The sequence below is a fragment of the Peribacillus sp. Hz7 genome (assembly GCF_042136355.1).
In the GTDB taxonomy this organism is placed as follows: domain Bacteria; phylum Bacillota; class Bacilli; order Bacillales; family DSM-1321; genus Peribacillus; species Peribacillus asahii_A.
The window spans coordinates 118986-133506 of the sequence record NZ_JBHHJV010000009.1; the positions used below are offsets into that span (position 1 = coordinate 118986).

General features: G+C 37.0%; 14 protein-coding genes. 13 read left to right on the forward strand and 1 reads right to left on the reverse strand.

What is annotated here, in order from left to right; all coding sequences use genetic code 11:
• Window positions 1-281 precede the first annotated feature (281 nt).
• From ACE199_RS13995 to ACE199_RS14010, 4 genes are all read left to right on the forward strand, one after another.
• Entirely contained in the window at window positions 282-572 is a 291-nt protein-coding gene (locus ACE199_RS13995) for an HNH endonuclease (RefSeq protein ID WP_252285983.1), read from the forward strand.
• Window positions 573-953: 381 nt separating this feature from the next.
• Window positions 954-2126: an IS200/IS605 family element RNA-guided endonuclease TnpB gene (gene tnpB / locus ACE199_RS14000; RefSeq protein WP_375350311.1), complete on the forward strand. Its 1173-nt coding sequence runs from the start codon at window positions 954-956 to the stop codon at window positions 2124-2126.
• A 182-nt stretch (window positions 2127-2308) separates the two neighbouring features.
• The gene (locus ACE199_RS14005) at window positions 2309-2845 is read left to right on the forward strand and encodes a methylated-DNA--[protein]-cysteine S-methyltransferase (protein ID WP_375350313.1); all 537 of its coding nucleotides are present in this window, start codon (window positions 2309-2311) and stop codon (window positions 2843-2845) included.
• A gap of 81 nt (window positions 2846-2926) precedes the next feature.
• Window positions 2927-3475 (forward strand): GNAT family N-acetyltransferase, encoded by a 549-nt coding sequence (locus tag ACE199_RS14010; protein ID WP_375350315.1) that lies wholly within the window; start codon window positions 2927-2929, stop codon window positions 3473-3475.
• A 123-nt stretch (window positions 3476-3598) separates the two neighbouring features.
• Here the strand turns inward: ACE199_RS14010 and ACE199_RS14015 are convergent, their stop codons facing one another.
• Entirely contained in the window at window positions 3599-4528 is a 930-nt protein-coding gene (locus ACE199_RS14015; RefSeq protein WP_375350317.1) for an EamA family transporter, read from the reverse strand.
• Window positions 4529-4635: 107 nt separating this feature from the next.
• Between ACE199_RS14015 and ACE199_RS14020 the strand changes: the two genes are divergently transcribed.
• The 9 genes from ACE199_RS14020 (at window position 4636) to ACE199_RS14060 (ending at window position 14288) form a co-directional block, all read left to right on the forward strand.
• Complete coding sequence (locus ACE199_RS14020; protein WP_375350319.1) at window positions 4636-5517, forward strand: AraC family transcriptional regulator; 882 nt, start codon at window positions 4636-4638, stop codon at window positions 5515-5517.
• Window positions 5518-5893: 376 nt separating this feature from the next.
• Window positions 5894-6691, forward strand: a complete 798-nt coding sequence (locus ACE199_RS14025) for a nicotianamine synthase family protein (protein WP_375350321.1) — start codon at window positions 5894-5896, stop codon at window positions 6689-6691.
• 62 nt (window positions 6692-6753) lie between these two features.
• Window positions 6754-8091, forward strand: a complete 1338-nt coding sequence (locus ACE199_RS14030) for an opine metallophore biosynthesis dehydrogenase (RefSeq protein WP_375350322.1) — start codon at window positions 6754-6756, stop codon at window positions 8089-8091.
• On the forward strand, window positions 8091-8960 hold the full coding sequence (locus tag ACE199_RS14035) for a DMT family transporter (RefSeq protein ID WP_375350324.1): 870 nt from the start codon (window positions 8091-8093) through the stop codon (window positions 8958-8960). Before ACE199_RS14030 ends, ACE199_RS14035 begins: the two co-directional genes overlap by 1 nt.
• A 119-nt stretch (window positions 8961-9079) precedes the next feature.
• Complete coding sequence (gene nikA, locus ACE199_RS14040) at window positions 9080-10648, forward strand: nickel ABC transporter substrate-binding protein (RefSeq protein WP_375350326.1); 1569 nt, start codon at window positions 9080-9082, stop codon at window positions 10646-10648.
• 1 nt (window position 10649) lies between these two features.
• Entirely contained in the window at window positions 10650-11594 is a 945-nt protein-coding gene (gene nikB, locus ACE199_RS14045) for a nickel ABC transporter permease (RefSeq protein ID WP_375350328.1), read from the forward strand.
• Window positions 11591-12451: a nickel transporter permease gene (gene nikC / locus ACE199_RS14050; protein ID WP_375350329.1), complete on the forward strand. Its 861-nt coding sequence runs from the start codon at window positions 11591-11593 to the stop codon at window positions 12449-12451. Before nikB ends, nikC begins: the two co-directional genes overlap by 4 nt.
• Window positions 12452-12473: 22 nt before the next feature.
• The gene (locus ACE199_RS14055; protein WP_375350331.1) at window positions 12474-13523 is read left to right on the forward strand and encodes an ABC transporter ATP-binding protein; all 1050 of its coding nucleotides are present in this window, start codon (window positions 12474-12476) and stop codon (window positions 13521-13523) included.
• Window positions 13524-14288, forward strand: a complete 765-nt coding sequence (locus ACE199_RS14060; RefSeq protein WP_375350333.1) for an ABC transporter ATP-binding protein — start codon at window positions 13524-13526, stop codon at window positions 14286-14288.
• Window positions 14289-14521 lie beyond the last annotated feature (233 nt).

Consider the following 14521-nt stretch of genomic DNA (forward strand, 5'->3'; position numbering starts at 1 on the left):
AGACATCCGACCTTCAAATCCCTTGTTCAATAGAAACTCTTCTGTTTTGATTCATATAAAGAGAATATTCGTATCAAACTAATAATGTTTTGTATCGAAGAGAACTTTTCATCAGAGAGATGTTTGTTACTGTCGGAAATACGGGTTATTTTAAAAAAAATAAAGCATTTAAAACACTATGTTTAAGTTTTTAATCTATTTTTCAGTTTTTGTAACGAAGATGTTCAAATAAGTGCTTATATACAGATTGATTAATGAATAAAGCATAGGAGGAAAAATCAGTGGGGGTCTGTGAACTTTGTGGTCGTAATGGAGTGGAAACAACCGTTCATCACCTACTTCCAAAAGAGATGGGAGGGACATTTGGATCGACAGCAAAATTATGTATACCTTGTCATAAACAAATACATGCCCTCTACACGAATGAGGAAATCGCTGCACGTTTAACAACGTTGCGTGAGATGAGGGAAGATGAAAAACTCTCACGTTTTATTAAATGGCTGCGAAAGCAGCCGCCCACTAAATTAATGAAAATAAAAAAATCTAATGAACGAAAGCAGAAGGGTAGATAAAAACATGTATGTTGCAACCGTATATTTTTGTATACTACTAGTAAGCATGTCGGGTTATATACTCTATAAAAGCCTATAGCTGGTGCCTTTTAAAAGATACATGTTTTATCAAAAAACAGGCGAGAATACCCCTTCCTCAAGGAATGTGAAGGGTGATAGCCCAATGGGTAGGGAGGGGATGAATCGCCTTCTGATTGGGATGGCTTACTGGCTATCTCGATTGTCCGACTGTTGGTTGAATCGTAAGAAAATGACGATGATAGGAGTACCATCCCTTTTGTCCTTCTGATTAGTGACTATTTCACAAAACAGGAACATGTGTTTGAATCCTTGGGTTTATATATGGTATAATAAGGTAAATGGTGAAGGAGGTGCTCAACCATGTTCATCCACAAAGCCTTTAAGTTTCGCTTATACCCTAATCAGAAACAAATGGAACTCATCCATAAGACGATCGGTTGTTCAAGATTTGTCTTTAATCTCTTTCTTGGTAAACAGAAAGAAAAAGACGCTTACTGGTCTATCACAGAAGAAATGAAGCAGAATGGTCAACTTTCCTCAAATAATTGGAAAGGGGACTATTTGAATAAATATGAAACCATCAAAGAACTTCCAGAATTAAAGAAACAGTATTCTTTTTTGAAAGAAGTGGATAGTATCGCTTTGCAAAAATCGGTTGAAAACTTAGCGGATGCTTATAGTCGATATTACAAAAAACAGAATAAGCCACCGCGTTTTAAATCCAAAAAGAATCCTGTCCAGTCTTACGTTACGAAGCATACGAATGGAAATATCGCTGTTATAGACGACCGGATCAAGTTGCCAAAGCTAGGTCTTGTTCGTTTTGCCAAAAGTCGTGAAGTACACGGTCGTATTTTGAGTGCGAAGATTAGACGGAATCCATCGGGGAAATATTTTGTTTCTCTAGCTACCAAAGTCGAAGTAACCAAATTATCAAAAACCAATTCGGCTGTTGGCATCGATGTCGGCCTAAAAGATTTTGCGATTCTGTCAGATGGAACCATCTATTCCAACCCAAAGTTTTTCCGTTCTCTGGAGGGAAAATTAGTGAAAGCACAACGGATCTTATCGAGAAGACAAGAAAGAGCGCTTCACCAAAAGAAACCACTAAATGAAGCAAAAAATTATCAAAAACAACGAAAAAAAGTGGCGCGTATTCACGAAAAAATCGTGAACGCACGAACAGACTACCTTCAAAAAATATCTACCGAAATCATCAAAAACCACGATGTGATCGGAATAGAAGATTTAAAGGTAGCGAATATGAGGAAGAATCACCATCTGGCAAAAGCGATCAGTGAAGCATCTTGGTCACAATTCCGTACCATGCTGGAATATAAAGCGGAATGGTATGGGAAAACCGTCATCGCTGTCCATCCTACACGTACCTCACAGCGTTGTCATGCTTGCGGCCATACAGAAAAAGCCAATCGTCCAACGCAAGCTGAATTTGTGTGTCAAAAATGCGGTCACACAGACAACGCGGATGTGAACGCATCTAAAAATATAAAAGAATTAGCGTTAGCTGTCTAACTAGATTCTTTTTTGCAGGAGACTTGCTAGGTTAGTCGTTTGTACTGCTAACTGTCGGTGCGACAGGGATAGCCTACTCTATTAAGGTTCGATAGAATCTTGTACGTAGGAATCTCCCTCCTCGACGAAACGTAGTGGAGTAGGTGGGGGTAGTTCAAAGAGGGTTAATGGAGGAAAACAGAATGAATAACATTAGAAACCAAGTCGTGTTTTGGTCGTCTTTTGTATATGAGAATTGGAAATTTTATTTAGCCGCAACATCTAACGGATTGTGTTATGTAGGTTCTCCTAATAAATCCTTTGAAGAGGTAAAAGAATGGGCAAAGAGACGATTTTCTAACTTGGAATTGATAGAGGATGATGGAGCGCTGCAACCATATATAGAAGAATTATTAGAATATTTTGAAGGGAAACGGGCATCATTTACATTTCCAATGGATATTCAGGGAACATCTTTTCAACAGGAGACATGGAATGCCTTAAACGAGATACCATACGGAGAAACATTTACTTATTCACAAATAGCAGAAATGATTCGGAAGCCGTCTGCTGTACGTGCAGTTGGGACTGCTATTGGAGCTAATCCCATTCTTATCTCTGTTCCATGCCATCGAGTAATAGGCAAAAATGGAAAACTGACAGGTTATCGAGGTGGTTTGGAGATGAAGAAGCATTTATTAAGTCTCGAGAAAGAAAGGGAAGGCATCACAAATATCTAGCTTAAACATTTGAACCTTTTTCAGTTGTTAATGATAGATAAAAGTAACTAAAAAAATTTGGGACAAACATGGGGGAATTCCATGGAATTTAAGACAGTGGACCATTGGGATGAAGAAGTATGGCAGAAGTGGAGGAGCATCTATTATGAAGCTTTTGGTGAAAAAGGGGCAAAGGCTGAGAAGATTATCCGAAATATGTTTCGGAAACAAACATGCTTCTTCCATATAGCTCAAGATGAATCCGAGGTATATGCGATAGCGCTATCGGGAAATTTGCAGGGAACAAAGATCCTTCTTATAGATTATCTCGCGGTTCGGGAGAAACATCGAAACCGAGGTGTAGGTAGGATGATAATTAATTATATAATGAGTTGGTCAATAAATCGTGAATTTGACAGTATTGTCATCGAAGTCGAAGCAGAACAGACGCCCGAAAATCTTGCACGTATCCGATTTTGGGAAAAATGTAACTTTATGTTACTTCCGTATATTCATCACTATAGAGTGGTTCCGGAGCCATACCAAGCAATGGTTTTAAAGCTAGTTCCTGAAGCGGAATTGTCCGAAAAAGGGGAAGAGGTTTTTCACTTAATTGAACGATTTCATAAGAAGTCTTTTCAAGGAGCTTAAGTTTTTACATGATTTATAGCCATTATTATGTTTTCTTCTTATCTCTCCTAATTTGCTTATTTGTTTTCAATCGTTCTAAAGAGAAAACATAGTGAAGCCCTCACAGTTTAAAGCGAAATTAGCTCACTGTGAGGGGCTTTTTGTTGAAGAAGATTTTTTATTCAATGCTAATACTAAAATCATTCCAATAATACAAGCTGTACCAATCCATTGGAAAAATCCAAAAGGTTCTTTTAACCAAATGACCGTTGTTACAACCGCTGCTAGTGGTTCTAAACTACCTAGAAGGCTTGTTTCTTTAGGTGAAAGACTTTGTAAACTTTCAATATAAAACCAAAAAGCAATCATTGTACCGAATAGGATAACAAATACTAAATATAAATAGCTTTCTAGTGTTAAGCTTGTAAAGTCCATTTGCCAAGGCGGATGGATAAAGCTTAAGGCAAAACCACCGATAATCATCGCCCAGCCGACAACGACAAGGGAATCATATTGCGTAAGGAGAGGAATGGCATATAAAGTATAAAAGGCTAATGCCAGTCCAGATAAAACACCCCAAATGATTGCCGATGTCGGCACAGACAGCCCGGAGATTGAGCCGTTTGTTAATAAGAAAAAGCAGCCAACTAAAGCAAGTGAAACCGTTAATAAGTCTTGTCGTGTTAGAACAGTTTGTTTACGTAAAATTAAATAAACAATAATCATAACAGGTGCTAAATATTGTAATAACGTTGCAACAGCAGCATTACCATGACTGATAGATGCCATATACGTGTATTGAACCGCAAGCATGCCGAGTAACCCAAAGATAATCAACTGAATAGCTGTCCTTCGATTTTTCCAGACCCCAAGTATTTGAGAACGTTCCTTTAGAAAAAATTGAACGGTTAATAGTAGAAAACCAGCTATAAGCAATCGTGTCGTTACGAGCCAATCCACATCGATGGCGTATTGTTGAAAGAGTTTTTGGGCCACAGTGCCGCCAACACCCCAAAGTATCGCTCCTGTTATAACGAAAAATAGTCCTTTCCTTCTATTAGTAGGTTTATTCATGATTGATTCTCCATATTAAGTATAATAATAGTGTTATAATAAGTGAAAAATTAGTTTAATAATAGTTAAATTGAATAAAAAAATATAAATATATTGAGGTGATAAGTTTGCAAATGAAAAATTTTAAGGTTGATCAAAGCTTAAAAGAGCTAACCAAACATCGTACAGTCGCATTACCAATTGCATGCTACGAAACAACGATTGCCCAAAATATACACGGCTATATACCACTTCATTGGCATGAGGAAATTCAATTTGTTTTGATTGTGAAAGGGGAAGCAACTTTTCAAATAAATGAAGAAAAACTAGTTGTTCGAGAAGGTAACGGTCTATTTATAAATAGCGGCTGCTTACACATGGCGAAAGAAAACAACCAATTAGGCTGTGTCTATATTTGTTTAAATGTTTCTCCTCATTTTGTTTTACCTCAAGAACTGTATACAACCTATGTATATCCCTATATTCAAGCGACTAATTTACCTTACTTATATGTAGATGCAAATGAGGAGTGGGGGAAAAATATTTTAGAAGCTATTATAAAAATCAATCAATGGATTCAGCAAAAATCACCATACTATGAAATCGACATCATGATACAGCTAACGTTAATTTGGCAAAACTTAATTATTAATGGCTTTCAATTAGAATACAATCAGACGGAAATGTTAAAGAATGATCGAATGAAGCAAATGTTAAATTGGATCCATCTGCATTATGCTGAAAAAATTATGTTAGACGATATTGCAAGAGCTGGTCAATTGAGCCGCTCTGAATGCTGTCGATATTTCAAACGAGTTTTAAAGACAACACCATTAAATTACGTAATGGATTATCGAATTGAAAAAAGCTTAAGTTTACTGCAACAAGCCGAATCCAATGTTACTGAAGTCGCCTATCAAGTAGGATTTAATAGTACAAGCTATTTCATCGATAAATTCCGAAAGTCCATGAATATGACACCATTAGCATATAAGAAAAGAAGAAAATAGATACAAGATAATGTGTTATCCAGAGTAGTATACGCCAAAGTATTCTTGATCTATTGGCGTTTTTTTATGAAAAAAACCTCTTAACGCTGTAAATCCGTATTTGTCTGGATTCACTTCATTAAATTATTTCAATCTTAACTTTCTTATCGTAAGAAGAAAGTTAAGATTATAAATCGTAATCATTTTGTTTTATATCCCGAAATAATGTTTTTGGGATATAAAATATTTTTTTGAAAATAAATCCAATAATTGAGGTTGACACATAGGTGAAAGAAAAGTATATTTTAAATCGTAAAGATTACGATTTGTTGAAAGGGGTGAAGTTAATTCATTTGAATGGGTAATTCTACATATAAACAGGAGGGGATTAAAAAATATGAAAGAGAAATATAAATTTTTACTTTCTTTAAAGTTACTCGAATACGAAATAAAAGAATTAATTATCTATTCAGAAGAATGTTGCGTATGTTTTGAACTGCTAAAAAACAAATTAGATGATCTTTGCCAATTTGTGATTTGTGAAGAAAATTTGAATCAGTGGGAATTATGGGGATGCCATAGTGAAATAAAGGAGCACTCCGAGAAACTAAGGGAAGTATCAGTAAAGGCATTGTGTGCTATGGAGAAATACCAATCTATTTGTACGTGTAACAATGAATTAAACTTAAGTGATTATATCAATACATTATCAAACTCTGTTAAGCGAGAACTTGATCATTTTTGCATTGATGATACGTCTAAAGTACTTTTTATTGGATCAGGTGCATTTCCAACTTCAGCACTTACAATTGCTCAAGAAGCGGGAGCTAAAGTGGTGGGATTGGATATAGATAATGAAGCTGTAGAACTAGCAAAGAAAGTAACAAAATTTTCTGGTTTAGAATCAAAAGTTAAGTTTTCTAGTGAAAGTTTATATAAATTAGATTTTGTTAAAGAAGCTACACATATCATTATTGCTTCACTGGTAAGGAACAAGCTTGAAGTCCTAGATAGTTTAAGAACAAATATAAACATGAACGCTAAAATTATTTTAAGGTATGGGAATGGTTTAAAGTCTGCCTTTAATTATCCCTTAGAGAAAGACTTATCTCCGGATTGGATTGAAACCAAAATTAGTCAAAGTAAAAATATTTACGATACCATAATGTTAGAAAAATCCAGGCCGCTTGTTTAATTGATTTTAATTATATTTCTTGTAGATTCTGCCTTTAACTTAACAAAGGGATGTGATGATATATGAGTAGTCTTACTACATTTAACGTTGGTAAAACGTTATCCCCGCCTTTCGGTAATACACTAATTATCGGTGCAGGACCAGCTGCCATACATATGGCTGTTAGTATTTCTCGCGGGTGGAGTGACAATATAGGTTTATTGAACAGAAAAGGCGCCCATACAGTTAGGCTTGCAAAAGAGTTGATACAAAGCCACTATGTTCTTCATTCAAATGTGCAAGGTGAAAAATATAACAACCTTTCAGGGACAGCTACATTAGATTGTTTTTATGCAGGCTATGATGACATTGATGATATTTGGCAAACACTTATTATATGTACCCCAAGTGACAGTTACACGGATGTAATCAATGCTTTAAATATAGATTCATTGAAAAAGGTAAAGACCATTATTTTAATTTCACCAACTATTGGTTCTAACCTTCTTGTTACTAGCCAGCTGAAGAATTCAAAAGATAGAATTGATGTCATTAGTTTATCTACTTATTTTGCTGCTACAAAATTTGATTCGAAAAATGTAAGTATCCGAACGACTTTTACAAAGGCTTTAAAGAAGCGCATCTATATTGCTGCTAGTCAAAATAACAGCACGGCTATTTTAAATGTTCAGCGTTTTATTGAAAGTCTGGGCATACACTGTACAGTGGTTAATCATGCTATTGAAGCGGAAAGTAAGAACATTACAACTTATGTACATCCGCCTTTCTTCATCAATGAATTTTCGTTAAGTGAAATATTCAGCTTGAAGGACTCAAAAAAGTGGATGTATAAAATTTATCCAGAAGGGCCTATTACTCAACATTTGATAAAGGCAATGGTTTTACTCTGGAAGGAAGTTTCTATACTTATTGAATGCCTTGGGGCCAAACCTATTAACTTATTAAAGTTTTTAAATGATGACAATTATCCTGTTCATGAATTCACTCTTTCTCGGGAAGATATTGAGAACTTTCCCCAACTAGAAGAGTTGAAACAAGAGTATCTTCTATACATAAGATACGCATCTATTCTTATCGATCCTTTTTCCAAACCCGATGAGAATGGAAGGTACTTCGATTTTTCATCTGTTCCGTACAAAAAAGTTTATAAAGATTCATATGGAAAGTGGATTATCCCTAGGATTCCTTTTGAAGATTATAAAAAATTGAAACTTATTTATGGTCTAGCTGAAAAAGTGAATGTTGTGATGCCGCAAACGTTGGAGTTAATCAAATGTTTTGAAAAAAGATTACATGAATTCATACAAGAACATGGAGAAGATTCCTTTTATCCAGAAGTCTTCAAGGATACAACGGAGCATGATGTAGAGGCCATATATAGCGAATTGGAGAGAAAATAATGAAAAATGGGGTTATTCTTGCAATTTTATCCTCCCTTGTTTTTAGTATTATGAATGCCCTGGTAAAGGCAGTTAGCTTATCGATTCCTTCCGCTGAGGTTGCGTTTTTTAGGAGTATTATTGGAACGATTATCATCTATTTTATAATGAGACATAGTAAAGTGGCATTTTCTAAAAAGGGAGTTCCCATGCTTGCCGTTCGCGGTGTTCTTGGTGCCTTGTATTTGTTGGCCTATTTTTATACGATTTCTAAAATACCGCTTGCAGATGCAAGTATATTGGCTCATTTATCACCCTTTTTCGCTATTTTTATCGCTGCAATATTGTTAAAGGAGAAAGTGTCCCAAAGAGTACGTCTTTTACTTCCTCTTGTGATAGCAGGTGCCATTCTACTCGTGAAGCCATTTAATTATTCTACGTATTCGATCTATGCGTTCATAGGTATTCTTAGTGCTCTATTTGCAGCAGGTGCAGCAACTTCTATACGCTACTTGAGTAAAAAACATCATTCCTATGAGATTGTCTTTTATTTCCTAGCGACAGCTACTTTGATCTCTATTCCGCTTATGTGGAATAACTTTGTAATACCCACACCGCTCGAACTTATCTATTTGGTATGTATAGGAGTTGTTTCTTTGTTAGGTCAAATATTTTTAACGAAAGCCTTTACGCATGAGCGTGTGATTGTCGTAGAAATAACGAGGTATATTGGAATTGTTTTTAATGTCATGTGGGGATTTTTATTTTGGACAGAAGTTCCTGACATGTTAACCGTATTAGGAGGAGTTTTCATTATTACTGCATGTATTCTGCTTTCGGCAAAACAGAATACAGTATCTACAGCAGAAGTAAAGATTGTAAAGGAATAATACAGAGTTATTTGATATATAGTAAAAAATAGACTCATATCTTAATAAATTAGTAATATCCGCTTATTAAATCGTAATGGTTACGAACTAATGATATTTATATAAAGGTGGGAAAAAGAATGAAAACGAATATGTTCAGTATAAAAAAGCTGGTTATTTTAGCGTTAGGATTAATGATGCTCATAACAGTTGGATGTTCAGCTGAAAAGAGTCATTCAGATGCTGAAGGAGAAAAAACAGAAAAGGATAAGAATGTAACAATGATCTTTAGTTTTAAGTCTCCTAACTTAGATCCTCATACTATATTTACTCCTATTCGTGCAGGTATTACAGAGACGTTGCTAAAGCTGGATGAACACTCAAATATTGAAGGCTGGCTTGCAGAAAAGTGGGAGACAACGGACAATGTGACGTGGGAGTTTATCATTCGAGATGACGTAACATTCCAAGATGGAGCAAAACTAGATGCTGCTAAGGTCAAAGCTTCAATTGAACGAAGTATCACTGTCAATGAATCTCTTAAAAGTTCCTTGAAAATTCAATCAATGGAGGCGGATGGTCAAAAGCTTACCATTACAACTACAGAGCCATATCCTGCTTTACCATCAGAACTAGTAAACCCATATACTTCGATTATCAATATTGCAGCTGAAAAAGAAATAGGTGAAGAGGCATTTAGAAATGCACCGGTTGGGACAGGGCCTTTTCAAGTGAAGAAATTTACTCCAAATCAGGAAGTTCAAGTGATTAAAAATGATAACTACTGGGCAGGAAAGCCAAAAATAAATAAAGCAACGATTAAATTTAATGAAGATGCAAATGTCCGGGCACTTGCTTTGCAGTCTAGAGAGGCAGATGTAGTTTATAACCTTCCTGCTGAAGGTATAGAAGCTATTGAGAAAGATACAGCACTTAAGATTGAATCTGTACCTGGTCTTAGATCGCACTTTGTCTTATTTAATCAAAAAAGTCCAAACGTATCAGATATAAAAGTCAGAGAGGCCCTTAATTTATTACTTGATCGACAAAGTATTGCAGATGATATCATGCTAGGTCATGCGGTTCCTGCCAATGGTCCATTTAACAGTAATCTTCCGTTTGGAATTGATGATGAAGTAAAGAAATTGGATATAAAAAAAGCGAAAACGCTTCTTATCGAGGCAGGATATAAACAAAATGATGCTGGCAAGATGCAAAAGAACGGGAAAACACTTAAGCTTGAACTTATCACATATAAAACACGTCCAGAATTACCATTAATTGCGCAGCTATTTCAGTCAGATGCAGCAAAAGCAGGGGTAGAAATAGAGATTAAAATGGTCGAAAATGCTGATACTCATCTTGTAGAAAATAGCGATTGGGATCTTGCTACTTACAGTAATAATACATCCCCACGGGGAGATGGAAGTTATTTCTTAAATACTGCATTCACAGAAACAGGGGCACTTAACGTGGGGAAAATAAATATCCCTGAATTAAATGAATTAATTAACGAATTAAATACAACAAGTGATTTAGATGAAAGGATACAATTGACGAAAGAAGCAGCCAATATTATCAACAAGGAAATAGTACATAGCTATGCTGTTTATCCAAATATTCTAGTAGGTGTGAATAATCGAATTAAAGGCTGGGTTCCTACAGCTGAGGAGTACTATATTATAACCCATACATTGGATGTGAAATAAGGTGTTAGAACTGGTTAGAAAGCGCCTTGTTCAATTAGTGATTGTTTTATTTCTATTATCCATATTTACCTTTAGCTTAATGAAGTTAGCCCCAGGTGATCCTGTTATGGCGATTTTAAATGCAGATGAAATGATGGTAACTGAAGCTGATCAAGTTAAGCTCCGAAGTGAGCTTGGCTTTGATCAGCCTCTATATGTTCAGTATGGTCAGTGGATGCTCGGTTTAATTAAGCTTGATCTCGGCCAATCCTACATGAGTGGAAAGCCTGTATGGGACGAGATGATGGAACGTTTGCCAATCACCGTGCAACTTACAGTTGGTGCACTTCTCGTGATGGTGTCTATTTCTGTGCCACTGGGTATCATCTCAGCTCGTTATCCTGGAAAATGGCCAGATTACGTCGGCAGAATTCTTGCCTTAATTGGAGCATCCGTTCCAAGCTTTTGGTTTGGATTGATGCTCATATACTTTTTTGCTTTTAAGCTTCAAATCCTTCCATCAACTGGAATGGGGACCCTCTCTCAAACGATATTGCCTTCCTTTGCCTTAGGATTTTCATTGGCGGCTGTGTATGCAAGACTTCTTAGAGCAGGACTTCTTGGAAGCTTTTCTGAGGATTACATTCAAGCGGCACGAGCTAGAGGAGTGAAAGAATGGCGGATTCTTTGGTTCCACGCTTTTAGAGCAGCCTTGCTGCCTGTTATTACTGTTTTTGGATTAAGCATGGGGAGCTTACTTGGTGGAGCTGTCGTAATAGAAATTTTATTCTCTTGGCCAGGGCTTGGAAGCATGGCAGTAGATGCGATTTTTAGCCGTGATTATCCAGTTATACAAGGGTATGTCCTCTTAACAGGCGTATTCGTAGTAGTAATGAATTTATGCGTGGATCTATCCTACTATTTACTAGATCCACGCATTAAGCAAGGAAAGGAGGAATCTGCTTGAAGATCCCTCATATTTTGCAAAAGAAACCTTATTTTCCGCACTTGGTACGGATAAAATCGAAGTCAATAACAATGTTTGGTCTCTTTTCTCTTTCAATTTTTATTCTTATTACAATCATAGGACCTTTTCTTGTACCGAACGATCCCTTTACGGCAAATATGGCCGAGCGCCTTGCCTCTCCAAGCTTAACATATCCTTTTGGGACAGATCATATGGGAAGGTGCATTTTTTCCAGGCTAATTATTGGTTCGCAAACAACACTTGGCATTACGGCGCTAGTCGTTGCAATGGTTATTTTGATTGGTATTCCGCTCGGTTTGCTGTCAGGGTATATTGGCGGACGATTTGATTCATTTGTGATGCGCCTAGCAGACGGCGTAACAGCACTTCCAGAGTTTATATTAGCCATTGCAATTGCAGGCTTTTTAGGTCCGAGTTTAACAAATTTGATGATCTCTGTTGTTTTAGTAAAGTGGATCGGTTATACGAGGGTTGTGAGAGGCATCGTCTTATTAGAACGTGAAAAAGAATATATATTAGCGGCAAAGGTAGGAGGATGTCCAACATGGAAGATTATCAGTAGGCATTTGCTATCGCAAATTATTTCGCCGGTTCTCGTGCTTGCAACGCTGGATGTTGGAAAAGTCATTTTAATCATCTCTTCTCTGTCTTACCTCGGTCTTGGAGCTCAACCCCCGACACCAGAGTGGGGAGCAATGCTAAACGACGGCAGGCCGTATTTTCAAACCATTCCTGAATTAATGTTCTATCCAGGAATGTCCATTTTTATTCTCGTTTTATCATGTAATTTAATTGGAGAGGGATTAAGAGATAAGCTTGATATAAAAAGCATATAACGAAGGAAACGGGGGTATTAGGATGCCTGCAGTAATGGATTTAAAAATACAAAACCCAACAAATAAGGACAGTCAACAGAAAGTATCCGGGCTTCAATCTATCCCTGTCCTTGAAATTAAAGATCTATCGATTTCATTGCGCGGTGCTAATGAGCAGGAAGATCATACACTAGTTAAAAAGCTGAACTTTACAGTTCGTCCGGGTGAAATGCTTGGTCTTGCTGGAGAAAGTGGAAGTGGAAAAAGTTTGACTGCTTCCGCTATTTTAGGATTGCTTCCAAAATCTCTACATGTTTCAGGGGGGCAAATTGAGTTCCGGGGTAAAGATCTCACAAGACTTTCAGAAAAGGAAATGAGATGTATACGAGGAAAAGAGATTGCTTATCTTTTTCAAAACTATCAGGGGAGTTTTACTCCTTTTATTAAGATTGGTAAACAGCTTATCGAATCGCTTCGCAGCCACGAGAAAATTAGAAAAGCAGATGCGAGGAAGAAAGTTCTCTTCTGGCTTGAACGTGTGCAGGTGCCAGCAGAACGGATTTTCAGCAGCTATCCTCACCAGCTTAGCGGAGGACAGCTTCAAAGGGTATCTCTTGCTGCAGCGCTTATGTTTAATCCTTCACTGATTATTGCGGATGAGCCGACAACCGCCCTTGATGTCCTTACAAGTGAGAAGATATTAGATTTGCTTGCCGATCTTCAGAGGGAGCTGGGTTGTGCGATACTCCTGATTTCTCATGATCTTAAACATTTGTTAAAGAGAGCGAATTCAATGGCTGTGATGTATGGCGGACAAATTATTGAAAAGGGTTTAACTGAAAATATCGAGACCAATCCGCTTCATCCATATACAAAGCTGCTGCTGCGGGCAAGGCCTGTCTTAACTCAAACAGTACTAGGAAAATTAGCCGTAATCCCTGGAGAGCCAGGACTCGTTGCTAAGCAGGGCTGTTCATTTACTCTTAGGTGTACGAAATCATCAGAGAAGTGTAGTATGGTGCCAGAGATGCAACTAGCAGAAGATTCCCACTGCACGGCATGCCACAATTTAGAAACGGAAGAAGGAAACTAAATGCTTCAAGTTAAAAATGTTTGTAAATCCTACCGCTCAAACAAGGTATTGAACGATGTCTCTTTTCAAATACAGCAAGGTGAATGTCTGGGGGTGATTGGTGAGAGCGGGAGTGGAAAAAGTACACTAGCTAAATTGATATTAGGGCTCGATCAATCTGATAGAGGAAAAATCACACTAAATGGCATAGATTTTCAGTGTTTAAAAGGAGCTGAGCTTAGAAAGGCAAGGCGCCACGTTCAAGTTGTGTTTCAGGACCCAACAGCATCCTTAAACCCGAAGCTTCCTGTATGGAAATCTGTTATTGAGTCCCTAGAAAATTATCCTGATGTGGTTCCCTCTTTTTTAAAGGATGTAAGAAATGATAAGAAGCAGATGGCAGAAATCCTGCTCGAAAAAGTGGGTCTGAACAAAAGCCTGCTTGAAAGATATCCGCACCAGTTAAGCGGAGGTCAGCGTCAGAGAGCTGCGATTGCAAGAGGAATTAGCCTTCAGCCAAGCTTGCTTATATGCGACGAACCTACCTCCAGTTTAGATGTATCCATTCAAGCACAAATCCTAAACCTACTAAAGGAATTGAGAGAAGAGTTTAATATGTCCTACTTGTTTATTTCGCATGATATGGCTGCTGTTCGATATATATGTGAACGAATGGCCGTGCTAAAAGAAGGGATGCTCGTTGATTTATTTGTATCAGAAGATTTATTTTCAAAAAGGCGACATCCCTATACGCGGAGGTTAGTAGAGGCAGCAACAGAGAAATGAAACTATCACTAAATTTTTACATTAATAACCAATTACTTTGTTGAAAAGTTTAAGCAACAATTTTGTTGCTGGTGACCTTCTAATTTTTATCTTCATAAGATAATACCTCCTTAAACAAATGTGTTGAATAATTGTTCTTGAAGGAGAACCCAAAAATGTACAAGAAAGTCGAATAATCACTAAAGGCTTCTATTCATTCTCTTTTTAACGATATCTTTTGGGCTCCAGCAATC